The sequence below is a fragment of the Serratia sp. G204Y genome, assembly GCF_051172435.1.
GTDB classification, from domain to species: domain Bacteria; phylum Pseudomonadota; class Gammaproteobacteria; order Enterobacterales; family Enterobacteriaceae; genus Serratia; species Serratia sarumanii.
On record NZ_JBPIZA010000001.1, the window covers coordinates 1,688,776 to 1,712,920 of the forward strand.

At 59.3% G+C, this 24,145-nt stretch carries 30 protein-coding genes and 1 pseudogene; 16 read left to right on the forward strand and 15 right to left on the reverse strand.

The annotated features are described in order from the left end of the window. Positions 1-55: 55 nt before the first annotated feature. Both ACSBQQ_RS08215 and ACSBQQ_RS08220 read right to left on the reverse strand, forming a co-directional pair. Complete coding sequence (locus tag ACSBQQ_RS08215) at positions 56-1,426, reverse strand: APC family permease (RefSeq protein WP_060428558.1); 1,371 nt, start codon at positions 1,424-1,426, stop codon at positions 56-58. A 308-nt stretch (positions 1,427-1,734) separates the two neighbouring features. Then, a complete protein-coding gene (locus ACSBQQ_RS08220) occupies positions 1,735-3,153 on the reverse strand; it encodes a glutamine synthetase family protein (RefSeq protein ID WP_033646355.1) in 1,419 nt (472 codons plus the stop codon). Positions 3,154-3,372: 219 nt separating this feature from the next. Between ACSBQQ_RS08220 and puuD the strand changes: the two genes are divergently transcribed. Genes puuD through ACSBQQ_RS08240 form a run of 4 tightly spaced genes read left to right on the forward strand, consistent with a single transcriptional unit; the run spans position 3,373 to position 7,492 of the window. Then, a complete protein-coding gene (gene puuD, locus ACSBQQ_RS08225; protein WP_043147308.1) occupies positions 3,373-4,134 on the forward strand; it encodes a gamma-glutamyl-gamma-aminobutyrate hydrolase in 762 nt (253 codons plus the stop codon). Beyond that, a complete protein-coding gene (gene puuR, locus ACSBQQ_RS08230; protein ID WP_033638246.1) occupies positions 4,131-4,688 on the forward strand; it encodes an HTH-type transcriptional regulator PuuR in 558 nt (185 codons plus the stop codon). The genes puuD and puuR overlap by 4 nt, the downstream gene beginning before the upstream one ends. Before the next feature lie 15 nt (positions 4,689-4,703). Next, positions 4,704-6,200: an aldehyde dehydrogenase PuuC gene (puuC, locus tag ACSBQQ_RS08235; RefSeq protein ID WP_039566473.1), complete on the forward strand. Its 1,497-nt coding sequence runs from the start codon at positions 4,704-4,706 to the stop codon at positions 6,198-6,200. An 11-nt stretch (positions 6,201-6,211) separates the two neighbouring features. Continuing rightward, positions 6,212-7,492 carry an NAD(P)/FAD-dependent oxidoreductase gene (locus ACSBQQ_RS08240; RefSeq protein ID WP_060428556.1) on the forward strand — a complete coding sequence of 427 codons (1,281 nt, stop codon included), beginning with the start codon at positions 6,212-6,214 and terminating at the stop codon, positions 7,490-7,492. Between the two features lie 43 nt (positions 7,493-7,535). Here the strand turns inward: ACSBQQ_RS08240 and ACSBQQ_RS08245 are convergent, their stop codons facing one another. Both ACSBQQ_RS08245 and ACSBQQ_RS08250 read right to left on the reverse strand, forming a co-directional pair. Beyond that, entirely contained in the window at positions 7,536-8,291 is a 756-nt protein-coding gene (locus ACSBQQ_RS08245; protein WP_025302549.1) for an SDR family NAD(P)-dependent oxidoreductase, read from the reverse strand. Between the two features lie 315 nt (positions 8,292-8,606). Continuing rightward, positions 8,607-9,035: a universal stress protein gene (locus ACSBQQ_RS08250; RefSeq protein ID WP_033638240.1), complete on the reverse strand. Its 429-nt coding sequence runs from the start codon at positions 9,033-9,035 to the stop codon at positions 8,607-8,609. A gap of 253 nt (positions 9,036-9,288) precedes the next feature. Here ACSBQQ_RS08250 and ACSBQQ_RS08255 point away from each other — a divergent pair, with 253 nt between their 5' ends. Continuing rightward, positions 9,289-9,966 (forward strand): isochorismatase family protein, encoded by a 678-nt coding sequence (locus ACSBQQ_RS08255; protein WP_016928046.1) that lies wholly within the window; start codon positions 9,289-9,291, stop codon positions 9,964-9,966. Positions 9,967-10,179: 213 nt separating this feature from the next. Here the strand turns inward: ACSBQQ_RS08255 and ACSBQQ_RS08260 are convergent. Both ACSBQQ_RS08260 and cspE read right to left on the reverse strand, forming a co-directional pair. After that, positions 10,180-10,258: pseudogene (locus ACSBQQ_RS08260) on the reverse strand. 114 nt (positions 10,259-10,372) lie between these two features. Further along, positions 10,373-10,585 (reverse strand): transcription antiterminator/RNA stability regulator CspE, encoded by a 213-nt coding sequence (cspE, locus tag ACSBQQ_RS08265; RefSeq protein ID WP_033638238.1) that lies wholly within the window; start codon positions 10,583-10,585, stop codon positions 10,373-10,375. Between the two features lie 560 nt (positions 10,586-11,145). On the opposite strand from cspE, the gene ACSBQQ_RS08270 reads away from it, so the two are divergent. Further along, entirely contained in the window at positions 11,146-11,547 is a 402-nt protein-coding gene (locus tag ACSBQQ_RS08270; RefSeq protein ID WP_060428614.1) for a hypothetical protein, read from the forward strand. Positions 11,548-11,553: 6 nt separating this feature from the next. Here the strand turns inward: ACSBQQ_RS08270 and ACSBQQ_RS08275 are convergent, their stop codons facing one another. The 3 genes from ACSBQQ_RS08275 to ACSBQQ_RS08285 form a co-directional block, all read right to left on the reverse strand. Further along, positions 11,554-12,198 carry a Qnr family pentapeptide repeat protein gene (locus tag ACSBQQ_RS08275; RefSeq protein WP_049234408.1) on the reverse strand — a complete coding sequence of 215 codons (645 nt, stop codon included), beginning with the start codon at positions 12,196-12,198 and terminating at the stop codon, positions 11,554-11,556. 44 nt (positions 12,199-12,242) lie between these two features. Then, entirely contained in the window at positions 12,243-13,337 is a 1,095-nt protein-coding gene (locus ACSBQQ_RS08280; RefSeq protein ID WP_230200358.1) for an SMP-30/gluconolactonase/LRE family protein, read from the reverse strand. A gap of 151 nt (positions 13,338-13,488) precedes the next feature. Further along, entirely contained in the window at positions 13,489-13,698 is a 210-nt protein-coding gene (locus tag ACSBQQ_RS08285; protein ID WP_025160266.1) for a hypothetical protein, read from the reverse strand. Between the two features lie 140 nt (positions 13,699-13,838). On the opposite strand from ACSBQQ_RS08285, the gene ACSBQQ_RS08290 reads away from it, so the two are divergent. Further along, entirely contained in the window at positions 13,839-14,189 is a 351-nt protein-coding gene (locus tag ACSBQQ_RS08290; protein WP_060428552.1) for a GFA family protein, read from the forward strand. A gap of 12 nt (positions 14,190-14,201) precedes the next feature. On the opposite strand, the gene ACSBQQ_RS08295 is transcribed toward ACSBQQ_RS08290, so the two are convergent. Together ACSBQQ_RS08295 and ACSBQQ_RS08300 are read right to left on the reverse strand one after the other, a co-directional pair. Further along, positions 14,202-14,618, reverse strand: coding sequence for a DUF2000 domain-containing protein (locus ACSBQQ_RS08295; RefSeq protein ID WP_060428550.1), 417 nt, complete (start codon positions 14,616-14,618; stop codon positions 14,202-14,204). A gap of 99 nt (positions 14,619-14,717) precedes the next feature. Beyond that, positions 14,718-15,176: a hypothetical protein gene (locus ACSBQQ_RS08300; RefSeq protein ID WP_060428548.1), complete on the reverse strand. Its 459-nt coding sequence runs from the start codon at positions 15,174-15,176 to the stop codon at positions 14,718-14,720. Between the two features lie 227 nt (positions 15,177-15,403). Here ACSBQQ_RS08300 and ACSBQQ_RS08305 point away from each other — a divergent pair, with 227 nt between their 5' ends. After that, complete coding sequence (locus ACSBQQ_RS08305) at positions 15,404-16,615, forward strand: MFS transporter (protein WP_060428546.1); 1,212 nt, start codon at positions 15,404-15,406, stop codon at positions 16,613-16,615. A 64-nt stretch (positions 16,616-16,679) separates the two neighbouring features. Here ACSBQQ_RS08305 and ACSBQQ_RS08310 read toward each other — a convergent pair whose 3' ends face one another. After that, on the reverse strand, positions 16,680-16,817 hold the full coding sequence (locus tag ACSBQQ_RS08310; RefSeq protein ID WP_162837928.1) for a hypothetical protein: 138 nt from the start codon (positions 16,815-16,817) through the stop codon (positions 16,680-16,682). A gap of 294 nt (positions 16,818-17,111) precedes the next feature. On the opposite strand from ACSBQQ_RS08310, the gene ACSBQQ_RS08315 reads away from it, so the two are divergent. Beyond that, positions 17,112-18,227 carry an AI-2E family transporter gene (locus tag ACSBQQ_RS08315; protein WP_048321484.1) on the forward strand — a complete coding sequence of 372 codons (1,116 nt, stop codon included), beginning with the start codon at positions 17,112-17,114 and terminating at the stop codon, positions 18,225-18,227. A gap of 61 nt (positions 18,228-18,288) precedes the next feature. On the opposite strand, the gene ACSBQQ_RS08320 is transcribed toward ACSBQQ_RS08315, so the two are convergent. Beyond that, positions 18,289-18,708 (reverse strand): GNAT family N-acetyltransferase, encoded by a 420-nt coding sequence (locus ACSBQQ_RS08320; protein ID WP_060428544.1) that lies wholly within the window; start codon positions 18,706-18,708, stop codon positions 18,289-18,291. Between the two features lie 145 nt (positions 18,709-18,853). On the opposite strand from ACSBQQ_RS08320, the gene ACSBQQ_RS08325 reads away from it, so the two are divergent. After that, positions 18,854-19,144 carry a hypothetical protein gene (locus ACSBQQ_RS08325; RefSeq protein WP_060428541.1) on the forward strand — a complete coding sequence of 97 codons (291 nt, stop codon included), beginning with the start codon at positions 18,854-18,856 and terminating at the stop codon, positions 19,142-19,144. Positions 19,145-19,305: 161 nt separating this feature from the next. Here the strand turns inward: ACSBQQ_RS08325 and tolA are convergent, their stop codons facing one another. Further along, positions 19,306-19,749: a cell envelope integrity protein TolA gene (gene tolA / locus ACSBQQ_RS08330; protein ID WP_060387827.1), complete on the reverse strand. Its 444-nt coding sequence runs from the start codon at positions 19,747-19,749 to the stop codon at positions 19,306-19,308. Positions 19,750-20,095: 346 nt separating this feature from the next. On the opposite strand from tolA, the gene ACSBQQ_RS08335 reads away from it, so the two are divergent. The 3 genes from ACSBQQ_RS08335 (at position 20,096) to uspF (ending at position 21,232) form a co-directional block, all read left to right on the forward strand. Further along, a complete protein-coding gene (locus ACSBQQ_RS08335) occupies positions 20,096-20,329 on the forward strand; it encodes a YgdI/YgdR family lipoprotein (RefSeq protein ID WP_060387615.1) in 234 nt (77 codons plus the stop codon). 12 nt (positions 20,330-20,341) lie between these two features. Further along, a complete protein-coding gene (locus ACSBQQ_RS08340; protein WP_033638226.1) occupies positions 20,342-20,569 on the forward strand; it encodes a YgdI/YgdR family lipoprotein in 228 nt (75 codons plus the stop codon). A 213-nt stretch (positions 20,570-20,782) separates the two neighbouring features. Continuing rightward, entirely contained in the window at positions 20,783-21,232 is a 450-nt protein-coding gene (gene uspF / locus ACSBQQ_RS08345; RefSeq protein ID WP_033646368.1) for a universal stress protein UspF, read from the forward strand. 74 nt (positions 21,233-21,306) lie between these two features. On the opposite strand, the gene icd is transcribed toward uspF, so the two are convergent. Beyond that, entirely contained in the window at positions 21,307-22,560 is a 1,254-nt protein-coding gene (gene icd / locus ACSBQQ_RS08350; RefSeq protein WP_033638224.1) for an NADP-dependent isocitrate dehydrogenase, read from the reverse strand. 131 nt (positions 22,561-22,691) lie between these two features. On the opposite strand from icd, the gene rluE reads away from it, so the two are divergent. The 3 genes from rluE to ACSBQQ_RS08365 are packed head-to-tail and all read left to right on the forward strand — an operon-like array spanning position 22,692 to position 24,135. Beyond that, complete coding sequence (gene rluE, locus ACSBQQ_RS08355) at positions 22,692-23,318, forward strand: 23S rRNA pseudouridine(2457) synthase RluE (RefSeq protein ID WP_060428539.1); 627 nt, start codon at positions 22,692-22,694, stop codon at positions 23,316-23,318. Between the two features lie 22 nt (positions 23,319-23,340). Further along, the gene (locus ACSBQQ_RS08360) at positions 23,341-23,679 is read left to right on the forward strand and encodes a lysozyme inhibitor LprI family protein (protein WP_033638222.1); all 339 of its coding nucleotides are present in this window, start codon (positions 23,341-23,343) and stop codon (positions 23,677-23,679) included. Positions 23,680-23,688: 9 nt separating this feature from the next. Beyond that, the gene (locus ACSBQQ_RS08365) at positions 23,689-24,135 is read left to right on the forward strand and encodes an NUDIX hydrolase (protein WP_041034763.1); all 447 of its coding nucleotides are present in this window, start codon (positions 23,689-23,691) and stop codon (positions 24,133-24,135) included. Positions 24,136-24,145 lie beyond the last annotated feature (10 nt).

A 24,145-nucleotide genomic window follows, 5' to 3' on the forward strand; every position in this document is an offset into this window, starting at 1 on the left:
TCACTCTACTGCCGCACGCGCCAAAAAGAAAGGCGGGAAACTCCCGCCTGTGAATTTATTGCTGCGGCTGCCGCTCGAGCTGCGGCGGCGGCTGGCGAAAGCGTCGGGTCAGCCAGGCCAAATAGCCGAAGCCCAGCGTCGCCCAGATCAGCCCCATGGTCAGCGAACTCTTCTCCAGGTTCAGCCACAGCACCCCCACCGTCAGCGCCCCCACCAGCGGCAGGAACAGGAAGTTGAAGCGATCCTTCCAGCTTTTGTTGCGCCCTTCGCGAATGAAGAAGTGGCTGATCACCGACAGGTTGACGAAGGTAAAGGCCACCAGCGCGCCAAAGTTGATCAGCGCCGTGGCGGTCACCAGATCGAACGACAGCGCCGACAGCGCCACCAGCCCGACCATCAGCACGTTGAGCGCCGGCGTGCGCCATTTAGGGTGGATGTAGCCGAAGAATTTCTCCGGGAACACGTTGTCACGCCCCATCACGTACAGCAGGCGCGACACGCTGGCGTGCGACGCCAGGCCGGATGCCAGCGTGTTGATAAAGGTCACGCACAGGAAGATCGACTGGAACAGCTTGCCGCCGACGTACAGCGCGATCTCCGGCAGCGCAGCATCGGGCTGGTGGAAACGCTGAATGGTCGGGAAAAACAGCTGGATGAAGAACGACACGCTGATAAAGATCACCCCGCCGTACAGCGCGGTCAGGAAGATGGCGCGCGGGATCACCTTGGCGGCGTCGGGCGTCTCTTCGCACAGCGTGGTGACCGCGTCAAAGCCGAGGAACGAGAAGCACAGGATAGTGGCGCCGGTAATGATCGGCAGCAGGTGCGCATTCTCGCTGAGGAACGGCCGCAAGCTCCACACCGTGCCCATCCCCTCGCCGTTGTGCAGGCCGCGCACCACCAGGTAGATGAACACCAGAATGATCGCCACCTGCGCCAGCACGAACAGGGTATTGAAGTTGGCCACCAGATTGACGCTTTTCAGGTTGATGGCGGTAATCAAGATAACGAAGCCCACCACCCACACCCAGGGCGGCACTTCCGGGAACAGCGCGGTCAGGTAAATCTTCGCCAGCAGCGTGTTGATCATCGGCAGGAACAGATAATCGAGCAGCGATGACCACCCCACCAGAAAACCGACGTGCGGGTTGATCGCCTTCTGCGCATAGGTGTAGGCGGAGCCGGCGGTAGGAAACTGGCGCACCAGTTTGCCGTAGCTGATGGCGGTGAACAGCACGCCGGCCAGCGCCAACAGATAGGAGGTCGGCACATGGCCGTCGGTGAGGCCGGAGACGATGCCGAAGGTATCGAACACCGTCATCGGCGTCAGATAGGCCAGGCCCATCATCACCACCTGCCACAGCTTGAGGGATTTGCGCAGCTGCGGTTTGCCCGCCGGGCCGCCGTCGATGGCTTTAATCGTCATGGCATTTCCCCTCTTGGTCCTCTGCTGTCAACCGTGCAACGTCATTCAGAGAGGCCGCGGGGAAACTGCTGCTCAGGCGGCGGGTAAAACGGGTTGGGGTCACTGTCGGGCGGCCGGCGACCGGCCCGTATGCACTGCGGCACAGGCAAACGTCTGCGCATGGGAATGACTGAGTCATATTTATTTCCTCGTCGGCGTCCTGTACGCCGTGATAGAAGAAATTCTGTACCGCAGCGCGCAGCCTCACCGGCCACAGGAGAGCCGATGAAATGCGCCGGACGCGCGCGGTAGTCGCAGGGTGAGCGGGATCAGGCGTTTTTCAGCATCCACTCGATTTCGGTTTCGGTGATCAGGCGCTCGAACTGCACCAGCTCATCGGTTTTGCAGGCCAGATAGACGTGGCTGAAACGTTCGCCCAGCAATGCATTGAGCACCGGCTGATGTTCGAACTCGTACAGCGCGTCGCTCTGGCGGATCGGGAACGGCAGCCCGTCCTGCTCCAGCCCGTTGCCGGTCACCGGCTCAGGCAGCGGCAGCGCGGTTTCCAGCCCGTAGACGATGCCGGCCAGAATGGCCGCCATCACCAGATAAGGGTTGGCGTCGGCGCCCGCCACGCGGTACTCCACGCGGTGGTTATCGCGATCGCCGCAGGGAATGCGCAGCGCCACGGTGCGATTGTTATGCCCCCAGGAGGCCTGGGTCGGCACATACATGCCGGGCTGGAAGCGGCGATAGGCGTTGACGTTCGGCGCCAGCAGCGCCATCGAAGACGGCATCAGGGCGATCATGCCCGCCAGCGCCTGTTTCAGCAGCGCCGAATCTTCGCCGTCGTCGTCGGCGAACACGTTGTTGCCCTGCGCGTTCAGCATGCTGATGTGCACGTGCATGCCGCTGCCGGCGTGTTCCTCATACGGCTTGGCCATAAAGGTCGCCTGCATGTTGTGGTTCTCGGCCACCATGCGCACCAGCCGCTTCAGCGCCAGCGCGTGATCGCAGGCCTGCAGCACGTCGTCGGTATGGTGCAGGTTGACCTCGAACTGCCCCGGCGACGCCTCCGCCACCGCGCCGTCCGCCGGAATGCCCTGCAAACGCGCCAGTTCGTCGATCTCGCTCAGCACGTCGGCGAAATGGTTGAGGTTATCGACGGAATACACCTGGCTTTGGGTGTTGCGCTCTTGCGTGCCCGGCGCGCACGGCGGCTGCAGATAGCCCTCCGCGTCGCGTTGACGATCGATGAGATAGAACTCCAACTCTACCGCTACCACGGGGGAAAGCCCGCGCTGACGCAAGCGCTGCCACACTCGGTTCAGCACATTGCGCGGTTCAACGTCAAAGGGAGTGCCATCTTCATCCAGCATGGTGAGCAGCACCTGCGCGATATATTGCGGGTCCGCCGCCGACGGCGTCAGCGTGCCCGGCACCGGCACGCACACGTGATCCGGTTCGCCCAGCTCCTGCCCCAACCCGGCCTCTTCTACGACGTTGCCGAGAATATCCATCGCAAATACCGACGCCGGGAAGTAACAGCCCTTCTCAAGTTTGTTCAGGCCGCCGACCGGGATGCGTTTGCCGCGGAAGCTGCCGTTCAGATCGGTCAACAGTACGTCGACATGTTGGGTTAACGGATAACGTTCCAGATACTTCTTCACTTCGCGCTGGAACGCGCTACTTCGTCTCTCTTCACTGTGCTGAACAAAGTTTTCCACTTCTACGATGTTGGTCTGCATGGTTCACCCGCCGTTTGTGTTTTGCTGTCGTCGATGTTTATTGACCGTCTTGTTCAATATAATGCCCACAAATGAAACGTAGATGAAAAAAATTTGTTTTGCAAGTGTTACTTTTGGTTTGAATATTGTCCAACCGACTGCTAGATTTATAGAATATTGAACGAAATCGGCGGTGGAGATGCTTATCGTTCATAATTTCGAACGTACCAAGGGGATAGCATGGACAATATATTTAACAGACCAGTCATCGGCGTCGTCATGTGCAGGTATAGGTTAAACGGGCACCTCACACAGACCTTGCAAGAAAAGTACCTGAATGCCGTTATCGCCGCCGGCGGCCTGCCGATCGCCCTGCCGCACGCGCTGGCGGAGCCGGAAATGCTGGCGGAACTGCTGCCGCGACTCGACGGCATTTTGCTGCCGGGCAGCCCCAGTAATGTGCAGCCGCACCTTTATGGTGAAAACGGCGATGAGCCTGACGCCGATCCTGGCCGAGACGCGTTGAGCCTGGCGCTGATCCGCCAGGCGTTCGACAGGCGCATTCCCCTTTTCGCCATTTGCCGCGGCATGCAGGAGATGGTGGTCGCCACCCAAGGCACCCTGCACCGCCGCCTGTACGAACTACCCGAGCTGCTGGAGCATCGTGAAGACCACGACCTGCCGCTGGAACAGCAATACGCCCCCGCCCACGAAGTCATCGTTCAGGAAGGGGGGCTGCTTTCGCAACTGATACCGGATTGCAACAGATTCTGGGTGAACTCGCTGCACGGCCAGGGCGCCAAAACCCTGGGCGCGAGCGTGCGCATCGAGGCGCACGCCGCCGACGGGCTGGTGGAGGCGATCAGCGTGCGCGATCAGCCCTTCGCGCTCGGCGTGCAGTGGCACCCGGAGTGGAACAGCGACGAGTACGCCCTGTCGCGCCTGTTGTTTGATGGTTTCATCACCGCCTGTCGGAACTATCAAAAGGAAAAACGCCCATGAGCGACGTCAGCTTGGCACCGGGAAAACGTCTGTCGCAGATCCGTCAACAATTAGGGTTGTCGCAGCGCCGGGTCGCCGAACTGTCTGGGTTAACCCACAGCGCCATCAGCACTATCGAACAAGATAAGGTCAGCCCGGCCATCAGTACGCTGCAAAAGCTGCTGACGGTATACGGTCTGTCGCTGTCGGCGTTTTTCGCCGAGCCGGAAAAACCGGCGGAGCCGCAGATCGTGATAGGCAGTGACGATTTGATCGAAATCGGCAGCCAGGGCGTTTCGATGAAGCTGATCCACAACGGCGACCCGAACCGCACGCTGGCGATGATGATCGAGACCTACGAACCGGGCACCACCACCGGCGAGCGCATCAAACATCAGGGGGAAGAGATCGGCACGCTGCTGGAGGGCGAAGTGGTGCTGCAGGTCAACGGCCAGAGCTATCACCTGCTGGCCGGGCAGAGCTACGCCATCAATACCGGCATCCCCCACAGTTTCAGCAACACGTCGGCGCGCATTTGCCGGATTATCAGCGCCCATACGCCGACGACATTCTGATCAACGGAGCCAGGCATGAACTTTCACCATTTGCAGTATTGGCAACAACGGGCGCAGACCCTGAAGATTGAGCACCGGTTGTTTATCGACGGCCGCTACCAGCCGGCCGCCGCGGGGAAATTTTTCGCCGTGGAAGATCCCGCCGGGCGCCGTGAGCTGGCGCAGGTTGCGCGCGGCGAAGCCGCCGACATCGATCGGGCGGTCAGCGCGGCGCGCGCCGTCTTTGAACGCGGCGACTGGGCGCAGGCCGCCCCGGCGCAGCGCAAAGCCACGCTGCTGCGCTTCGCCGATCTGATGGAGCAGCATCACGAAGAGCTGGCGCTGCTGGAAACGCTGGACACCGGCAAACCGATTCGCCACAGCCTGCGCGACGACGTGCCGGGCGCCATTCGCTGCATCCGCTGGTACGCCGAAGCGATCGATAAGGTCTACGGCGAAATCGCCCCCACCGGCCGCGAGGCGCTGGCGCTGATCGAGCGCGAGCCGATCGGCGTGGTCGGCGCCATCGTGCCCTGGAACTTCCCGCTGCTGCTGGCCTGTTGGAAACTCGGCCCGGCGCTGGCCGCCGGCAACAGCGTGGTGCTCAAACCCTCCGAAAAATCGCCGCTCAGCGCCATCCTGCTCGGCAAACTGGCGCAGCAGGCCGGGCTACCGGACGGCGTGCTGAACGTGGTGCCCGGCTATGGCCACGACGCCGGCAAGGCGCTGGCGCTGCACCGCGACGTCAACGCCCTCACCTTTACCGGCTCCACGCCGGTGGCGAAGCAGCTGATGATCTACGCCGGCGAATCGAACATGAAACGCGTCTGGCTGGAGGCCGGCGGCAAGAGCGCCAATATCGTCTTCGCCGACTGCCCGGATCTGGATCAGGCCGCCCGCAGCGCTGCCGCCGGCATCTTCTATAATCAGGGGCAGGTGTGCATCGCCGGCACTCGCCTGCTGGTAGAGGCGAGCATTCAGCAGGAATTCCTACAGGCGCTGCGCAAACACGCGGCGGCCTTCGCTCCTGGCGATCCGCTCGATCCCGACACGGTGATGGGCACGCTGATCGACAGCGGCCACTGCGAGAAAGTGGCCGGCTATATCGATCAAGGGCTCAGCCAGGGCGCCGCGCTGTTCCTCGACGGGCGCGACCATCCGCAGGGCGACCACGCCGGTTATCTGGGGCCGACCATCCTCACCCAGGTGAACAACGCCATGAGCGTGGCGCGCGATGAAATCTTCGGCCCGGTGCTGGCGGTGACTACCTTCGACGACGAGCAACAGGCGCTGCAGCTGGCCAACGACAGCGACTACGGCCTCGGCGCCGCGGTCTGGACCCGCGATCTGGGCCGTGCGCACCGCATGGCGCGCCAGCTGAAAGCCGGCACGGTGTTCGTCAACAACTACAACGACGGCGACATGACCGTGCCGTTCGGCGGCTACAAGCAGAGCGGCAACGGCCGCGACAAATCGCTGCACGCGCTGGACAAGTTCACCGAATTGAAAACCACCTGGATCTCGCTGGAATAAGGGCTTATCTCATGACTGAACACGTAAAAAGCTACTATGCGGCCACGGCCAACGCACATCAGCCCTATCCGCAACTGAACGAATCGATCGAGTGCGACGTCTGTGTGATCGGCGGCGGCTATACCGGCCTCTCCTCCGCGCTGTTCCTGGTGGAAGCCGGTTACGACGTGGTGGTGCTGGAAGCGGCGCGCATCGGTTTCGGCGCCAGCGGCCGCAACGGCGGCCAGTTGGTCAACTCCTACAGCCGCGACATCGATGTGATTGAAGAGCGCTACGGCGCGGAAAGCGCCCGCCTGCTCGGCAGCATGATGTTTGAAGGCGCGGAGATCATCCGCAGCCGCATCAGCCGCTACGCCATCGACTGCGACTATCGCCCCGGCGGCATCTTCGCCGCGCTGAACAACAAGCAGTTCCATGCGCTGATCGAGCAAAAACGCAACTGGGAACGTTACGGCAATACCCAGCTCGAGCTGCTCGATGCGGACCGGGTGCGCCAGGAGGTTGCCAGCGATCGCTACGTCGGCGCGCTGCTCGATCACAGCGGCGGCCACATCCATCCGCTCAACCTGGCGCTGGGCGAGGCCGAGGCGATTCGCCTGCAGGGCGGGCGCATCTTCGAGCAATCGGCGGTGACGAACATCCGCCACGGAGAACCGGCGCTGATCAGCACCGCCAACGGCCAGGTGAAGGCGCGTTTCGTCATCGTCGCCGGCAACGCCTATCTGGGCGACAAGCTGGAGCCGCGGCTGGCCAAGCGCAGCATGCCGTGCGGCACTCAGGTGGTGGCCACCGAGCCGCTGGCGCCGGAGATCGCGCAGGCGCTGATCCCGCAGAACTACTGCGTGGAAGACTGTAACTACCTGCTGGATTACTACCGCATCACCGCCGATCATCGCCTGCTGTACGGCGGCGGCGTGGTGTACGGCGCGCGCGATCCGGACGACATCGACAACCTGATACGGCCAAAATTGCTGAAGACCTTCCCGCAGTTGAAAGGGGTGCGTATCGACTATCGCTGGACCGGCAACTTCCTGCTGACGCTGTCGCGCATGCCGCAGTTCGGCCGGCTGGAGAATAACGTCTACTACATGCAGGGCTACAGCGGCCACGGCGTGACCTGCACCCATCTGGCGGGCAAGCTGATCGCCGAGCTGATGCGCGGCGACGCCGAACGCTTCGACGCCTTCGCCAAGCTGCCGCACCTGCCGTTCTTCGGCGGTCGCAATCTGCAGATCCCGTTCACCGCCATCGGCGCGGCCTACTACACGCTGCGCGACCGTATCGGCGTCTAAAACAGCAGGCCCGGTCATCCTGGCCGGGCCTGTGCGTTAACGCTTAAACGATCTTCGGTTGGCCGTCCGAGGCGGTCGCCCCGCCATCGACCGGAATGTTGGCGCCATTGATAAAGCTGGCGTCGTCGCTGGCCAGAAACGCCATCACCGCCGCCACTTCTTCCGGCTCCGCCGCGCGCCCCAGCGCGATGCGCTCATTGAACTTGTCGCGGATTTCCTGCGGCCAACCGTTGGTCATGTTGGTTTTCACCAGGCTCGGGCAGACCGAGTTGATACGCACGCCGTCACCGCCGTGATCCAGCGCCATGGCGCGCGTCAGGTTGACCACCGCGCCTTTCGCCGCGCAGTAATAGGCCGCGCCCCAGTCGCCGCCCAGGCCGGACACCGACGCGGTATTGACGATGCAGCCCTTGGTCTTCAGCAGATGCGGCAAGGCGAATTTGGAGCAGAACACCACGCCGTCGATATCGACCCCGGCGATGCGCCGCCAGTCATCGACGCTGGTTTCCAGCACGCTGCCCGCCACGTGTACGCCGGCGTTGTTCAGCAGAACGTCGATGCGGCCCAGTTTTTCCGCCACCTCGTTCATCATTTTTTCAACCGCGACGTGATCGGACACGTCGATATGCACCGCCATCGCCCGGCCCTTCGGCAGCGAAGCGGCAACCTTGTCTACCGCCTCTTTAGCCCAGTCGGCCAGCACCACGATGGCGCCCTCGGCGGAGAACCGCCGCGCCGCCGCTTCCCCCATGCCATTGCCCGCACCGGTGATAACCACGACTTTATTGTCAAAACGCATGAGACCTCCTCCATGTGAACGTATTTATATAAGTCATACAAATCTCATTGCCCCGAGGATAAGACGCCCCTCCCCTGAGCGCCAGTCAAAACGTGCGGTTTATTAACCAAAAGGAGGTATGTCAGTGATTTCAATGCGCTGGGTTAACCTTTATCGGACTTTGGCCAACATATTGATGGATAAAATAAAATCCCGGCCTGTCACTATTTTCAAGGCGGATTGTCAGCCAGCGGGACTATTGCGGATAGGCGGTTATGGCCGCTCAGAAATAAGCGATGTGAATGAAAAACGGCAGCCGCCCGCAGGCGGCCGCGACTATTTTTTCTCGATGGGGATCACCAGCAGATCGACGTTCAGCTCGTTGATCGCCTGACGCGCCGAAGAGACCAGTCGGCTCCAGACATCGTGATGGTGGCCGAAGATCACCAGATCGAACCCTTTCTCCTTCGCCACCCGGTTCAGTTCCTCCGTCAACGCGCCGCGGCTGACGATCACCTCTTCAACCGGATACGACGACTGCCCTTTGATCGCATTGAGCATATTCTTCACCCGCTCTGAAAAGGTGCGATCGGTGTAGTTATAATCGCCCACGCCCAGATCGACGTAATAACCGGCGCGATGAATGTCGATATAGATCAGGGAAAGTTGGGCATTGAGCGCGGCGGCCAGCCTGGCGCCCTTGCCCAGCAGGAACTCGGCGTCTTCGCTGAGATCCGTGGCGACAACGATATGCCGATAAGCCATGATGGCGGCCCTCCTCGTCAACTCCGTAAACAGGATGGCGCTCCTTGCCGCATGTTTCTCATGCACCTTAAGTTTAGCCCAGCGCCGGTTCGCTCGCCTGTCTCGCAATCGTTCCATCTGTGGAACGATGCATCCCGCCTTTGCGGTCTACCGGATTTTTCTCCCCTCCCTACACTGTAGACAAGCGCTGAGTTTCAGCCTTATCAATCAAAGCAGATACCCATTGACCTCACGACAAGAGAAGGAAAAAACCATGAGCACTCCAGCCAACTTCAACGGCCAGCGTCCTGTTATTGATGCCAATGACGCGGTCATGCTCCTGATCGACCATCAGAGCGGCCTGTTCCAGACCGTCGCCGACATGCCGATGACCGAACTGCGCGCCCGCGCCGCCGCCCTGGCCAGCATCGCCACCCTCAGCAAACTGCCGGTGATCACCACAGCTTCAGTGCCGCAGGGCCCGAACGGCCCGCTGATCCCGGAAATCCATCAGAATGCGCCGCACGCGCAATACGTCGCCCGCAAAGGGGAAATCAACGCCTGGGACAACCCGGACTTCGTGGCGGCGGTCAAAGCCACCGGCCGCAAGACTCTGATCATCGCCGGCACCATCACCAGCGTCTGCATGGCCTTCCCGTCCATCAGCGCGGTGGCCGAAGGCTATAAAGTGTTCGCGGTGATCGACGCCTCCGGCACCTACTCGAAAATGGCGCAGGAAATCACCCTGGCGCGCGTGGTGCAGGCCGGCGTGGTGCCGATCGACACCGCCGGCGTGGCCTCGGAGCTGCAGGGCAGCTGGAACCGCGCCGACGCTCAGCAGTGGGCCGAGGTTTACACCAAAATCTTCCCGGCCTATCAACTGCTGATCGAGAGCTACCTCAAAGCGCAGGACGTAGTGAAAAACAACGAACTGCTGGACTCCCAGCGTTAAGATCGCGGGCATAAAAAACCCCGGCCAAGGCCGGGGCTATGAATCGCGTGCCGGTGACTTTCCCGGCTGTCATGTTATGGCGTAAGCGTCCATCCAACACTCCAACATTACGCAGCCTAAGCGCGACTTTTTCACAACAGAAAAATAGACTGAAGCGCGGCGTTATTAATTCTGCGGCAATCTGTTTTTCTGTTGCCAATAATAATTAATTATTGGAACGTCATCGAGGAATCGAACCCCAGTCCGCCAACGGATAATTTCGTTGCCGCTCTTCCTGCTGAGCTAATGACGTATTGGTAAAGACTCCGGGCGAACCCGGAGTTTATTCAGGCTGAGGACGTTATTTCTTAACTGCTCCGGCTTAAACCCTCATCGCTGTCGTAAGAAATCGGACCTCGGCCGAAAATTATAACGCGACCACGTTGCCGGCAGAAGGGCCCTTCATGCCATTTTCGATAGTGAACTCAACCTGTTGGCCTTCGTCCAGCGTTTTGAAATCGTTGCTCTGGATAGCAGAGAAATGTACGAACACGTCTTTGCTGCCGTCTGCCGGGGTGATAAAGCCGAAGCCTTTACCTGCATCAAACCATTTTACCAAACCAGTCATTTTAGTAGACATAGAGATATTTCCTTTATATTTTTGCGACGCCATAGGGCGATAGAGGTCTGTTTTTATTGGAAACTTATGGGGCACTAGAGAAGAAAATTCGCGGAAGAAGAGGTATCTGAGGGATATCGCTAATACTGAGAACTGCTTTACTAAAACTGCTTTCATAAGGTCTGTACTACAAACCGATGACGCTATTTACACACGGCTGAGTTATTTAAGCAAGATATATTTTAAATTATATTCATATGGCTCATAAATTTATTATCGCAAAAGGCCGCTGACGCCTGTCGCTACGGGCGGAGTGAAACACAACGAACAGCTAGACTCGCAGCGCTGATCGCCAAAGATCACAGCACCGGGGCTGACTATGAAAGCGCAAATAGCCGCCGCTTCCGCGTTATGTTCTTCCCTTCACGCGAAACCGCTCTCTGCTATAAAAACAGGGATAAGCGCTTAATCGTCATGAAAAAGTCATAAAAACTTAATAAATCAATCTGTTCTCGACACTGGTACATTATCGTTGCTACGATAATTATTTATATTCGCAGGAAATGACCTCAAGGATGGCTATGATTGGCAAAAGAACACTGACGCTAGCTGTGCTGACACTCAGTTTGGCAGGCTGCCAGCCGGCACCACCAAGCTATGTGGAAAACGCGAATGCCTTGATCGCCAAACAGATCAGCGCAATTAGCCTGCAAACGGCACAGTGCAAATTTGCCCAAGACGGGCACTATTGGATTTCGGCTTGCTCGTTGGGTACTGCGCACACCGCACCGGTGTTCGCCCTGTTCGAACAGGAAGGCGTTATGCAGGCCAACGACAACCTGGCCATCGCCGTCGTGCCGCTCAACGAGCAAGCTCGCCACCTCTCACAGGATCCGCGCTTCACTATCCCGGTAATGCAACGCCGCATTCCGGTGGACGCGGATAAAGCCTTAAATCGCTTATTTGCCCAATCATCGCCTTAACCCCTCTCAGCCGACGATCGCGATCCCCAGCCGCTCCAGCAGCTGCGCGGCCTGGTGGCTGTCCATTTTGACGCCCTGCAGATCGGTGGTACGCAAATCCAACTCGCCCAGTTCCGCGTTGCTCAAATCGCACTGGGTGACATCGGCGGCTCGCCAGTCGAATCCGGAGAACTCGCCGCCGGACAGATCGGAGCCGCTGAAGCTGGCGCCGAGCACCTGTGCGCCGTGCCAGCGGTTTTCCCACAGCTCGCATTTCTCCAGCACCACCTTGGCGAAGTTGGCGTAGCTCAGGTTGCTTTTGGTGATATAGGCGCTGCAAAACCAGGTGCGGCTGGTGATCATGTTCATAAAACTGGCGCCGCGAAAATCGGCGCCCTGCGCGCGGCATTCGCGGATCTCCAGCCCCAGGGCGCTGGCGTAGCGGAAGTCGGCCATCGACAAATCGCAGCTTCTGAAGCTGGCGTCTTTCAGTACCGCACGGCTGAAATTGCCGCCCTGTCGGCTGTCACGATCGTAAAACTGGCAGCCGATAAACTCGGTGCCGGTCAGATCGGCGCCCGAAAAATCACACAGCATAAAGCTGCCGTTTTCAATCTTCTCGCCGGTAAAGCGGTTACGGTCAATCTTTTCACCCTTCAACATCAGACTCATCGCAGCGCACCTGTTTATTTATACAGTCAGTGCGGCATTTAATCCTATTCCGGCAGGGTTGGCAACCGTCGCCGATCGGCGGGCCTCCGCTCTAACGCCACCTTGACGATGCTGAATGTCCTGACGCTCTCCGCCTGAGCGACGTCGGCAAACAAACGGGGGTAACGGGAGTTGACCACCCACACTTCGCCATCGCGCAGCGCGGCGCCGGTCGGCCCATCCAATTCCGGCGGCGTGGCGACCGCCGTGATATGCGCGCTGGCCCAACCGTCGTTCGAGGCGAGCAGCGTTACGTTGCCGGACATGCCCCCTTTTCTCCCCGGAAAAGACTGTACGATCACCAATTCATGGGCGTTTTTGAGCCGCAGCCCGTCCGGCCCTTTCAGCCGCTGCGGCAGCCTGATTTCACTTATTGCAGGCGCGTTATCCAGCGTCACCTTCCACAACAGCCCGCGGGTGTAGTCCGCCGCAATCAGATAGCCATCCGGGTGATACACGATGCCGTTGAGATAAGGCTGCGTGCCCTGCGCTGCGGCGGGGGCGTCGGCGGGGATCAAACGCGCCGAGCGCACCAGAATCGACACCTGGCGCGTTGCCCGGTCAATCTTGTAAATCTGCGGCTGGAAGCTGTCGGTCACGTAGATATTGCCCTGCACGTCGAGCGCCAGATCGTTGGCCAGCGTCGGCCCACGGCTTAACGATGAAAGATCGTACGTCTGCTGCAGCGCGCCGGTATCGAGATTGAACTCCAGCACCTGCGCCACGCGATTGCGCGTGCCGGAGGCTGAGTTGAGGGATACGCCCACGTCTTCGTTGCACACCAGCACCCGGTTGCGCTCGGCGTCCACCAGCATGCCGGAGGTGGTGATAAGCCCACTGCCGGTCGAAAAGCGCCGATAGCGGCCATCCGGGTAGACCAGGCCGAGCTGCCCGCCACGCAGGGACGACACCAGGAACGCACCGGCGCGCGCATTCCAGGCGATGCCCTCAGGATAAGCGCCGGCGGCATCCGGCGAGAAGTCGATGCGCTGCGCGGCCTGCGCCTGCATGACGCCGCTGAGAAACAGCGCGACACCGGCCAAGCGGGTGAGGCGCCGGCGCCGCGGCAACAAGAAAGAAAAGAGGCAGAAGCGGAACATAAGCATGATCCTGATGAGGACTCGGATCGCTAGAGTAGGATCGCGTCGCTCACGGCACCAGCCGGGAAAAAGGCAATGCGCTACTAAAAAAATCGCAGTAATCGGCGCAAAAAAAACCGCCCGGGCGGGCGGTTGAGGCGACGGCGAACCGTTACTTCAGGGCTTCCTGAATGGCGTCGGCCATCGGGCCGATGTGCTTCTCCGCCGCCTTCAGCTGGAAGTCCACGCCGTTGCCGTCGTTGGTATCCGACAGCGTGGCCTTGATCAGTTCCAGCGCCGCCTGCACCGCCACCAGCCGTTTATGCTGTTCGTCCGTGACCGGTTTGGCGCCCATATTGGCCGGATAGTAATGTTCTAACATCGCGATCTCCTTTTGATGACGTTAACCTCTAACCTACCAGAAAACCGCGCATTTACTAAGGAAACCAGGCCCTGCGCGGCCGAGTGACGATAAATTGCACTATACTGGGCAAACACGCCCCCTGCTACAGGATCATCGCCATGCCATTCCAGGGAAGCTGCCACTGCGGCGCCGTCACCTTCTCCGTGGACGCCGAACTGCCCACCGAGGCCCTCAGCTGCAACTGTTCGATCTGCCGCCGCAAAGGGCTGCTGCTGTCGTTCTTCCCCATCAGCGCTTTCACGCTCAACAGCGGCCAGAACCAGCTCAGCGCCTACACCTTCAATCAGCACAAGATCCGCCATCAGTTCTGCCGAGTCTGCGGCGCTCAGCCCTTCGCCTACGGCACAGCGCCGGACGGCGCCGCGATGTGCGCCGTCAACCTGCGCTGCGTGCCTGACGTCGCTCTGGATGCGTTGCAGATCCACAGCTACGACGGCGCCAGCGTCTGAGATGCCGCGTTTTCAGCGGTAGACGGAGAACTTCTTGGTCAGCGGCTTAAGCTGTTCGGCGTCGCCGTAGAGCGCCACCGCCACGAAATCCAGCTGCTCGTAAGGGGTGTTGGCGGTGTCGGCGATCTGCTGTTCGGCGGAGTGCGACAGCATGGTGGTGGTGAAGAAGTTGGACAACACGCCCTCTTCCTTGCACTTCAGAATCAGGTTGCTGAGCTGGCTGCTGTTTTTAGCCTGCAAGATCACCATCGGGTAGTGGCTCATGTTGGCGCTGACGCCGTCGAGGCTGCTCGGGTAGTGGTGAAACTCGCGCGGTTCGATCAGATCGGTGATGCCCGCCGTCAGATGGCAGGAAGCGTTAAACAGCGTGGCCGGTTCGTGATTGCGGTTGAGGATGATATAAAACTTTTTCTCGTTGTCGCTGTACATACTCTTCTCCTTGAATAGGCAGCCAGTTTTACCCAACCGGCGCACGGTTTCAAGGCACGATAAGGGGCCGCGTCCGGCCCCCGTAATAACGCTGCCGGCTCAGACGGCGCCTTCACCCGGGCCGAGCGGCTGCTCCACCTGATGCAGCACGGTGATGTGCTGCAAAAGCGTGCCGCCGTCGATCGGTTTCATCTGGCCGTCGCGATCTTTATAGTGCGTCGGCTTGGCGCCGTGGAAGAACAGCCCGGCGTTGACCTGCACGCCCAGATAGCCCGCGCTGGCCGGCAGGCGCTGCACGTCGGTCCAGGGATTGGAAACCGGCACGTACTGGAAACCCTCGCTCGTTTTGGCGTACAGCGGGCGCAGCAGCGTGACAAAGGCCATCATCGGCGACAGCGCATCTTTAAAGATCTGCACCGGCCGATCGACCGTCATCAAGAAACCCTGCGGCTGCTCCTCAACCGTGTCGAGGCTCAGGCTGCTGCTGATATCATCACCCCGGCCGCCATAGCTCCATTCAATGGCCGGCGCCCCACTCTCGTTCATCATCTCTGACATACACTGCTCCTTATAAAATGAATTCAACACGCCTGCTGCGTGCCGGAACAGTAAACCGCTGCAGGGGGATCAGCGTCCACGCCGGGCGGCACGCTGGCGAACCAAACAACGAAGGCGCTCAATAAAGCTCGAAATGAATAATTTCCCCACGTGATAGCGCAGCATTTGAACGACCTCAGCCGTTGCAAGAGCACATAGTGATGGCGTTACCGCCACTGGAGAGTGTTATGACCGCGATTAAACCGGACGCCATCGACCGCGTTCTCCCCGCCGCCACGCCCTGGCTAGCCGTCATCAACGTGCTGTTCGCCGGCATCGCCGCGGCGCTGCACGTGGGCAAGGCCACCATCGCGCTGCCGGCGCTGGAGGCCGAGTTCGGCCGTTCGCTCGAAGCGCTGAGCTGGGTTATTTCGGCCTTTCCCTTCGTCGGGGTGTTCGGCGGCATCGCCGCCGGGCTGCTGGTGCGCCGCTGGGGCGACCGGCGGCTGCTGGCGCTCGGGCTGCTGATCATCAGCGCCGCCAGCTTTACCGGCGCCGCGCTGCACGACTTCAGCGGGTTGATCGTCAGCCGCTTTGTCGAAGGCCTCGGCTTCGTGATCGTGGTGGTCGCCTCGCCGGCGGTGCTGAACCGCATCGTCGCCCCGGCGCAGCGCAGCCTGGTGTTCGGCATCTGGAGCACCTTCATGCCGGCGGGCATCGCCATTTCGCTGTTTTTCGGCCCCCATCTCGCCGGCTGGCAGCAGAGTTGGCAGGCCGGTGCGGCGCTGACGCTGCTGGCCGCCCTGCTGCTGCCGCTGACCACGTCCCGCCGCACCGCCAACGCTCACACCCCGTCGCTGCCGCTGCGGCAAGCGCTGGCCACCCTGCTGAGTGCGCGCCGGCCGCTGTTGCTGGCGCTGATGTTCGCCACCTACAACCTGCAATTTTTCTCGGTGATGACCTTCCTGCCGATCTTCCTGATGCAGCGCATCGGCCTGTCGCTGGCGGCCGCCGGCGGTATCAGCGCGGCGGCGGTGGCGGCGAACATCATCGGCAACCTCGCCGCCGGGCTCTTGCTGTCGCGCGGTCTGCGCGCCGGTAGCTTGCTCGCGGCCACCAGCCTGATCATCGGCGTCTTCGGCATCGGCATTTTCTTGCCGATAACGCCCAACGCCCTGCTGATCCCGCTGTGTTTCCTGTTCTGCGCCATCGCCGGCATGCTGCCCGCCACCATTCTGGCCGCCACGCCGGCGGCGACGCCGGAACCGACGCTGCTGCCGCTGAGCCTGGGGCTGGTGATGCAGGGGAACTATCTCGGCCAGGTGATCGGCCCGGTTGCGCTGAGCGCCATCGTGGCCGCAGCCGGTTGGGCGGCCCCGGCCTGGCTGGTGCTGGCGGCGGCCGTGTCAGGGGCGCTGTTGGCGCTGGCTTTTCTCAGCCGGCGGCATAAGGCGGGGTGATAAGCAGAAAGGTGGTTTTGTTTGTTATAAGCGGTGCTGAATTTTCCCTGGTGCAGGTGCCTACCTATCGCGAAGGATAAGGCCAATGATGATCGAGACCCGACAATGACAAGGCGCCGGTGGCCGCGAAATACACCAGCAGGCCGGCAAAGGCGATCAGTAGCGTCTTCTCGATGACGCCGAGTCGTTTGTGTTCTGTCATTTGCATACTCCTTCGTGGTATCGGGCGAACGGCCGCCCTCATCAACACTAGGAAAGCCTGGCGCAGGCGGCAAGTGCGGCTCACAAAATGAAACACAATCGATAAATTTTGTTAATTATTTAGCCCTCTTTCTTTTCTCACGCCGCCGCCTGTTCACCCTGCGGCGCCCGCCTTGCCCTTAATAACCCTATGGAATACGCCACTAAAAATCCCCTACCGGTTAAGTAAAGGTGATGATAGTGTTGTTTTCATTCAGTTCATCTATGCTGAAAATTCATCTTTTGAGGGACGACTATGATGTCTAAAGGCATTTCCAAGGGATTCTTTATTCTGATCCTGTTCATCGTTACCGCCGCCTTTTTCGACGTGCTGGGGCCTTACTACTCCTCGGTGTTGTGGGCGGTCATTCTGGCGGTGATTTTCCATCCGGTAAAAAAGAAACTGAAGCAGTACGTCGGCGAACGCAACGGCGTGGTGTCGCTGCTGACGGTGGCGCTGATCTGCCTGATCGTGTTCACGCCGTTGGCGATCATCGCCTCGTCGCTGGCGATGGAATTCAACGTGATCTACACCAAGCTGCAGACCAACAACAGCCAGTTGCCGGCCATGCTGGCGGACTTTATGCGCCACCTGCCCGGCTGGGCGCAGCGCTTCCTGGCGGAACATAACCTCAACAGCGCCGCCGAGATACAAAAGCAGCTTTCCGAGGTGGCGCTCAAGGGCGGGCAATATCTGGCGGGCAGCGTCTTCCTGATCGGCAAGGGCACTTTCAACTTCGTCGTCGGCTTCGGCGTGATGCTCTACCTGCTGTTCTTCCTGCTGAAAGACGGCCCCTATCTGGTGAACCTGGCGCTCGAAGCGCTGCCGCTCTCCCAGCATGTAAAACACCACCTGTTCGTGAAGTTCGCCGCCGTCTCCCGCGCCACCGTCAAGGGCACGGTGGTGGTCGCCGTGGTGCAAGGCGCGCTCGGCGGGCTGGCGTTTTACTTTACCGGCATCGACGGCAGCCTGCTGTGGGGCGCGCTGATGGCGTTCCTGTCGATTATCCCGGCCGTAGGCTCCGCCATCATCTGGGTGCCGGCGGTGATCTACTTCTTCGCCACCGGCATGCTGTGGAAAGCCATTTTCCTGGTAGTGTTCTTCGTGGTGGTGATCGGCTTGGTGGACAACATTCTGCGCCCGCTGCTGGTGGGCAAAGACACCAAAATGCCGGACTACCTGATCCTGATTTCCACCCTGGGCGGCATGGAGATCTACGGCATCAACGGCTTCGTCATCGGCCCCTTGATCGCCGCGCTGTTCATCGCCTGCTGGAACATTCTGTCCGGCCGCGACAGCGAGGAGAACATCGAAGAGATCGACGAAGCGTTTATCGAGGAAGGCAAAAATCATCCCGACGCGGTGGAGTAAACTTCCCGCAGCGAATCACGCAGGGGCCCAGTTGGGCCCCTTTTTTGTCAGTGGTTTTGTATCAGCGCGCCGGGATAAAAAAGACCTGCTCCGGATCGCCGTCATCGAGATTGTCAATCCGACCGCTGGCGACAAACCCGGCGTTCAGCAGCAGCCGCTGCATCGGCAGGTTGGAGCGATTGGTGGAGGTGAACAGCTTCGGGTGCCGGCAATGGGACTTCAACGCCGCAATCAGCGCCTGCCCGACGCCCCGGCGGCGATAGCGCTCGCCGACCATCAACATCTCGATAAAGCCGCAGCCGAAGAAGTGATAGTGCAGCACGCCATAGCCCATTGCCATGCCCTGTTCCTCGGCAAGAAAACAGATGCCCTGCGCGCACCAGGCGCGGATTTGCGCCGCGCGCTGCGGCGCATTCTGAGCAACGCTGTCTAGGGCGATCAGCGCTGCGGCATCGGTTTCAGCAGCAAGGCGCACAAGCATATTTAACCCCTCATTCGTATGGATGACGGCGGAACCACTTCAACAAAACGGCAACCGAAGCGGGATAATTTTTACATCCCCGCCAAATTTTGTAATCCTATTATAGAGTTACTAAAAACACGCCAAGGAAGGAAAACATTTCCCGATGAAAATACCGCAAATCTCCGCCGCCCTGCTGTTTACCCTGCTGCTGACAGGTTGCCAGTTCCACAAAACCGTGTTCCCGCCGCCGTATATCGGCACTCCGCAAGAGATCAGCACCTACGAAGTGAAAGGGCTGACCTTCGTCACCACCGTCACCTTCAGCGGCCTGTTTGCTGAAGAGCTGGTGCACGAGTACGCGCAGAAGCATCACTACCGCTATTACGTGGTCACGATGCGCAGCAACGGTTTTAAAGATCGAAGCGAGCGCGTGAGCGCAATGATGTATCGGTAAATCTTGGCAACATATGCCGTGAAATAATGCCGAAAAGACTGGCTTCAGCATTAGGAAACGCTATACGAAATATTGCACAACCCAATACTCACAGGCCGCATGAAAGTACGGCCTGCGACTTTGGTTTAATTATCTGGCATCGCAGTTGCCGCCCTTTACTTTCATATCGGCCGAAACTCCAACGTGCCGTTGTTGACCGCTTCGTAAACCGCGGCCGTTGGCGGCTTAGGCAAACGCGCATTGACGATTGCCTTTATCGCGGCCTGGCAAAGTTGCGGCTCCCCTTGTTCAGCCCGAACGCTGATCAGCAGACCATCCGGCGCCAGCTTGATGCGCAATGTACAACTTCTGCCTGAGTAGGCTTCTGCATCTTTCAAATGGCTTTGAATCACGGCCAGCAACTGGGCAAAATACTGTTCTTTCTCTTTTCCCGGCACAGGCGTCTTTGGTTCACCAAGGTTGGCGAAAAGATCATCGACCCCTTTATTCGCCGGAACGGTTTGGCTGGGGACAGTGCTCTTGGCACACCCCGTTAATGCCAGTGCGAGCATCACCGCCAATAAGGTGGCGGCGCCGGTTTTATAGCCTGAATGCGTTATTTTCATATCCCTGTCCTTATGGATGATTATCAGCCGAATCAACGTTGTATTCGAAAAGATCCCCGATGAATACTTATACAGAATTAACGCCAAACCACCAATGACATCACGCACTGGCACGCGGAAAATCGTGAGTAGGTGATGATATGAAACCCTAACCTCCTCACCGAGCCGTACGCCTGAGCCCCCTGACCTATCGACATCTCCCGAATGGGTAATCACCCCATCAATAAATTAAGTTATTCTTACTTTTTTATCCCACCATAAGCACTTTCAACCCTGGCAATCTGGAAAATCTGCCTATACTTATTTTCCTGATATTAAATTCGTTTAAGTAACCAGGATGGTAGGTATGAAAAGAAAACGACTCTTTGCCGCGCTTCTTGCTGCAACTACGGTGATGTTCATTGCGGGCTGCGCTTCCAATCAGGCGATCAAAACAACGGATGGCAAGACCATTGTCACCGACGGCAAACCTCAGGTCGATACAGATACCGGGTTAGTCTCCTATCGAAACGCTGAAACGGGCAAAACGGAACAGATCAATCGAGACCAGATTGCAAACATGAGTGAGTTGGATAACTAAAAGGAGCTTCAAATGAAAAAAACGCTTGTTCTTCCCGCGATCGCCCTGGTTGCCATCGCCGCACTGTCAGGCTGCACACGCACCAGCTACGCCATCCATACCCACGACGGTCGAACGCTCATCAGTGACGGCAAGCCGAAAGAAACTTCTGCCGGGTTGCTCGGTTATACCGACGCCAATGGCGTTAAACAGCAAATCAACAAGACGGAAGTCAAAGAGGTTTCAGAGATCCCTCATTAAGGTTCCGATAATCTCAGCCAGCTAACACCAAGGGAGCCAATGGCTCCCTTTCTACTCTAAACCCGGCGTACTTGCCTGCATTTAACGATAACGTCGAACACCTGACATTTCAGCGCCAACGTTCCCGGGTTTGCCATACGGATCTCTCCTTTCCCTGCGTCGAACAGCTATAATCCAATAAGTGGAGTTATTTGATAATGATAAGGAGGGAGTATGTATAAAACTATCTTGGTTCCAGTCGATATTACCGAGCCGGAATTAACGCAGCAGGTCATCCCACATGTCAACGCGCTCGCCAGGCTCGAAGACTCCCACGTCCATTTCCTGGCGGTGATCCCGTCACGCGCCACCTACGCCGCTTTCGGCTTTGCCGCCACCGCGGCGATAGAAACCAAAGACGAAATCATTGCGGTAGCGACCGAAGGGTTGGCGAAAGCGGCCAAAGAATTCAGCGTGCCTGAAGATAGAGTGACCACGCACGTGGCCGTCGGCGATCCTAAAGATCAGATCCTGGAACTCGCTGATGCGCTTAACGCGGAGATTATTGTGATGGGTTCCAACCGCCCTTCTGCGATCACTTACCTCCTCGGCTCCAATGCCACCGCCGTCGTGCGCCACGCCAATTGCCCGGTGCTGGTGGTGCGTGAATCGGCCAATCCTTGATATCCCATGCCCATTTGAACAATAAAAAAACGGGAGCCCTAAGGCTCCCGCTCTTATTCAAACGCCAAACACACTTACATGTGCTCTACGATAGCATCGCCAAACTCTGAACATTTCAGCAGCTTAGCGCCTTCCATCAGGCGTTCGAAGTCATAGGTTACGGTCTTGGCGGCGATGGCGCCTTCCATGCCTTTAACGATCAGGTCAGCCGCTTCGAACCAGCCCATGTGGCGCAGCATCATCTCTGCGGACAGGATGATAGAGCCTGGGTTCACTTTGTCCTGGCCGGCGTACTTCGGCGCGGTGCCGTGAGTCGCTTCGAACAGCGCGCAGTCGGAGCCGATGTTGGCGCCCGGTGCGATGCCGATGCCGCCGACCTGGGCCGCCAGGGCGTCGGAGATGTAGTCGCCGTTCAGGTTCATACAGGCGATCACGTCGTATTCCGCCGGGCGCAGCAGGATTTGCTGCAGGAAGGCGTCGGCGATCACGTCTTTAACCACGATCTCTTTGCCGGTGTTCGGGTTCTTGATCTTCAGCCATGGGCCGCCGTCGATCAGCTCGCCGCCGAACTCTTCGCGCGCCAGCTCATAGCCCCAATCCTTGAAGGCACCTTCGGTGAACTTCATGATGTTGCCTTTGTGAACCAGGGTCACAGAGTCACGGTCGTTGGTGATGGCGTATTCGATCGCCGCACGCACCAGACGCTTGGTCCCTTCTTCGGAGCATGGCTTCACGCCGATACCGCACTGCTCCGGGAAGCGGATTTTTTTCACGCCCATTTCGTCTCGCAGGAATTTAATCACTTTGTCCGCTTCGGCGGAGCCGGCTTTCCACTCGATGCCGGCGTAGATGTCTTCGGCGTTTTCACGGAAGATCACCATGTCGGTCAGCTCAGGCTGTTTCACCGGGCTTGGGGTGCCCTGGTAGTAACGCACCGGGCGCAGGCACACGTACAGGTCCAGCTGCTGGCGCAGGGCCACGTTCAGAGAACGGATGCCGCCGCCGACCGGGGTGGTCAGGGGGCCTTTGATGGCGACGCGGTAGTCGCGGATCAGGTCCAGAGTTTCGTCCGGCAGCCACACGTCTTTACCGTAAACGTGGGTAGATTTTTCGCCGGTGTAGATTTCCATCCAGGAGATTTTACGTTCGCCGTGGTAAGCCTTTTTAACGGCCGCATCAACCACGTGGATCATGGCAGGAGTCACGTCAACGCCGATGCCGTCGCCTTCGATGAACGGGATGATCGGGTTATGAGGAACAACCAGTTTACCCTGGGCGTCAACCGTGATTTTTTTACCTTCTGCCGGAACAACTACTTTGCTTTCCATCAACCTCTCCTTCAAGCGCAATTTTGTTAATGCTTTGTAAGATGCGTGTAGATACTACTTGAATATTCGGTCCGCGCCAATCCGAAACGGATTCGGTTATAATGCGCTTATCATCCGTAATCTCAACCGTTATGAAAAAATTCTCTGTTAGAAATCACAAAGTTAAACGATTCAGCAAGCCGAATACCGCCAAACCCGCCGCGCCGAAAGGGCCGCGCCGAATTGTGTTATTCAACAAGCCCTTCGACGTGCTGCCGCAGTTCACCGACGAAGCCGGCCGCGCCACGCTGAAAGAGTACATCCCCTTCCCCGACGTTTACGCCGCCGGGCGCCTGGATCGCGACAGCGAAGGGCTGCTGGTGCTGACCAACGACGGCCAGCTGCAGGCGCAGCTCACCCAGCCGGGCAAACGCACCGGCAAAATCTATTATGTGCAGGTCGAGGGCGCGCCGCAGGAGAGCGATCTGGCGCCATTGCGCAGCGGCGTCACGCTGAAAGACGGCCCCACGCTGCCCGCCGGGGTGGAGTTGGTGGCCGAGCCGCAGTGGCTGTGGCCACGCAACCCGCCGATCCGCGAACGTAAATCCATCCCTACTTGCTGGCTGAAAATCACCCTGAATGAAGGGCGAAACCGCCAGGTGCGTCGCATGACGGCGCATATCGGGTTCCCTACCCTGCGCCTGATTCGCTACAGTATGGGTAATCTTTCGCTGGGTTCACTGCAACCTGGTGAATGGAAAACTATCGATTCCCTGTAGACCGATAACTGATGGAGGCGCCATGAGGAACACACTGACCGCGCTGCTGTTCACCGCACTGGCGGCCCCGCTCGCCGCCCAGGCCGCCAGCTTCGACTGCGCCAAGGCGGCAGGCAGCGATGAACGCGCCATCTGCGCCGACCGCACGCTGAACGATCTGGACGTGCAAATGGCCACAAAATACCAATTCCTGCGCGGCCTGTTCGCCATGGGCGCGCGCGGCGCGATGCAGGATAGCCAGCAGGACTGGCTGGCAAAACGCCAGCGGTGCGGCGGCGACACCGCCTGCCTGCTCAAAAGCTATCGCACCCGCATCGCCGAGCTGGACGATATCTACCGGCGCATCGACAAACCGCTGTAAGGAGAGCGCATGTTCAAACCGCACGTCACCGTGGCCTGCGTGGTGCACGCCGCCGGCAAATTTTTAGTGGTCGAAGAGACCATCAACGGCAAAGCGCTTTGGAACCAGCCGGCCGGCCACCTGGAGGCCGACGAGACGCTGGTGCAGGCCGCCGAGCGCGAACTGTGGGAAGAGACCGGCATCCGCGCCGCGCCGCAGGCGTTCCTGCGCCTGCACCAGTGGATCGCGCCGGATCGCACGCCGTTCCTGCGTTTTTGCTTCGTTATCGAGCTGGAACAGCCGCTGCCGACCGAGCCGCACGACAGCGATATCGATCGCTGCCTGTGGCTGAGCGCCGACGAGATCTTGCAGGCACCCAACCTGCGTTCCGCGCTGGTGGCGGAGAGCATTCGCAGCTACCAGCAGCCGGAGCGCTACCCGCTGTCGCTGGTCGGCAGCTTCGCCTGGCCGTTTTAAGGGCGCGGGG

What these genes read in the sequence shown, in the direction of transcription:
- ACSBQQ_RS08215 (WP_060428558.1), bottom strand. Translation starts at nt 1,426, where the DNA reads ATGACGATTAAAGCCATCGACGGCGGCCCGGCGGGCAAACCGCAGCTG.
- ACSBQQ_RS08220 (WP_033646355.1), bottom strand. Translation starts at nt 3,153, where the DNA reads ATGCAGACCAACATCGTAGAAGTGGAAAACTTTGTTCAGCACAGTGAA.
- puuD (WP_043147308.1), top strand. Translation starts at nt 3,373, where the DNA reads ATGGACAATATATTTAACAGACCAGTCATCGGCGTCGTCATGTGCAGG.
- puuR (WP_033638246.1), top strand. Translation starts at nt 4,131, where the DNA reads ATGAGCGACGTCAGCTTGGCACCGGGAAAACGTCTGTCGCAGATCCGT.
- puuC (WP_039566473.1), top strand. Translation starts at nt 4,704, where the DNA reads ATGAACTTTCACCATTTGCAGTATTGGCAACAACGGGCGCAGACCCTG.
- ACSBQQ_RS08240 (WP_060428556.1), top strand. Translation starts at nt 6,212, where the DNA reads ATGACTGAACACGTAAAAAGCTACTATGCGGCCACGGCCAACGCACAT.
- ACSBQQ_RS08245 (WP_025302549.1), bottom strand. Translation starts at nt 8,291, where the DNA reads ATGCGTTTTGACAATAAAGTCGTGGTTATCACCGGTGCGGGCAATGGC.
- ACSBQQ_RS08250 (WP_033638240.1), bottom strand. Translation starts at nt 9,035, where the DNA reads ATGGCTTATCGGCATATCGTTGTCGCCACGGATCTCAGCGAAGACGCC.
- ACSBQQ_RS08255 (WP_016928046.1), top strand. Translation starts at nt 9,289, where the DNA reads ATGAGCACTCCAGCCAACTTCAACGGCCAGCGTCCTGTTATTGATGCC.
- cspE (WP_033638238.1), bottom strand. Translation starts at nt 10,585, where the DNA reads ATGTCTACTAAAATGACTGGTTTGGTAAAATGGTTTGATGCAGGTAAA.
- ACSBQQ_RS08270 (WP_060428614.1), top strand. Translation starts at nt 11,146, where the DNA reads ATGATTGGCAAAAGAACACTGACGCTAGCTGTGCTGACACTCAGTTTG.
- ACSBQQ_RS08275 (WP_049234408.1), bottom strand. Translation starts at nt 12,198, where the DNA reads ATGAGTCTGATGTTGAAGGGTGAAAAGATTGACCGTAACCGCTTTACC.
- ACSBQQ_RS08280 (WP_230200358.1), bottom strand. Translation starts at nt 13,337, where the DNA reads ATGTTCCGCTTCTGCCTCTTTTCTTTCTTGTTGCCGCGGCGCCGGCGC.
- ACSBQQ_RS08285 (WP_025160266.1), bottom strand. Translation starts at nt 13,698, where the DNA reads ATGTTAGAACATTACTATCCGGCCAATATGGGCGCCAAACCGGTCACG.
- ACSBQQ_RS08290 (WP_060428552.1), top strand. Translation starts at nt 13,839, where the DNA reads ATGCCATTCCAGGGAAGCTGCCACTGCGGCGCCGTCACCTTCTCCGTG.
- ACSBQQ_RS08295 (WP_060428550.1), bottom strand. Translation starts at nt 14,618, where the DNA reads ATGTACAGCGACAACGAGAAAAAGTTTTATATCATCCTCAACCGCAAT.
- ACSBQQ_RS08300 (WP_060428548.1), bottom strand. Translation starts at nt 15,176, where the DNA reads ATGTCAGAGATGATGAACGAGAGTGGGGCGCCGGCCATTGAATGGAGC.
- ACSBQQ_RS08305 (WP_060428546.1), top strand. Translation starts at nt 15,404, where the DNA reads ATGACCGCGATTAAACCGGACGCCATCGACCGCGTTCTCCCCGCCGCC.
- ACSBQQ_RS08310 (WP_162837928.1), bottom strand. Translation starts at nt 16,817, where the DNA reads ATGACAGAACACAAACGACTCGGCGTCATCGAGAAGACGCTACTGATC.
- ACSBQQ_RS08315 (WP_048321484.1), top strand. Translation starts at nt 17,112, where the DNA reads ATGATGTCTAAAGGCATTTCCAAGGGATTCTTTATTCTGATCCTGTTC.
- ACSBQQ_RS08320 (WP_060428544.1), bottom strand. Translation starts at nt 18,708, where the DNA reads ATGCTTGTGCGCCTTGCTGCTGAAACCGATGCCGCAGCGCTGATCGCC.
- ACSBQQ_RS08325 (WP_060428541.1), top strand. Translation starts at nt 18,854, where the DNA reads ATGAAAATACCGCAAATCTCCGCCGCCCTGCTGTTTACCCTGCTGCTG.
- tolA (WP_060387827.1), bottom strand. Translation starts at nt 19,749, where the DNA reads ATGAAAATAACGCATTCAGGCTATAAAACCGGCGCCGCCACCTTATTG.
- ACSBQQ_RS08335 (WP_060387615.1), top strand. Translation starts at nt 20,096, where the DNA reads ATGAAAAGAAAACGACTCTTTGCCGCGCTTCTTGCTGCAACTACGGTG.
- ACSBQQ_RS08340 (WP_033638226.1), top strand. Translation starts at nt 20,342, where the DNA reads ATGAAAAAAACGCTTGTTCTTCCCGCGATCGCCCTGGTTGCCATCGCC.
- uspF (WP_033646368.1), top strand. Translation starts at nt 20,783, where the DNA reads ATGTATAAAACTATCTTGGTTCCAGTCGATATTACCGAGCCGGAATTA.
- icd (WP_033638224.1), bottom strand. Translation starts at nt 22,560, where the DNA reads ATGGAAAGCAAAGTAGTTGTTCCGGCAGAAGGTAAAAAAATCACGGTT.
- rluE (WP_060428539.1), top strand. Translation starts at nt 22,692, where the DNA reads ATGAAAAAATTCTCTGTTAGAAATCACAAAGTTAAACGATTCAGCAAG.
- ACSBQQ_RS08360 (WP_033638222.1), top strand. Translation starts at nt 23,341, where the DNA reads ATGAGGAACACACTGACCGCGCTGCTGTTCACCGCACTGGCGGCCCCG.
- ACSBQQ_RS08365 (WP_041034763.1), top strand. Translation starts at nt 23,689, where the DNA reads ATGTTCAAACCGCACGTCACCGTGGCCTGCGTGGTGCACGCCGCCGGC.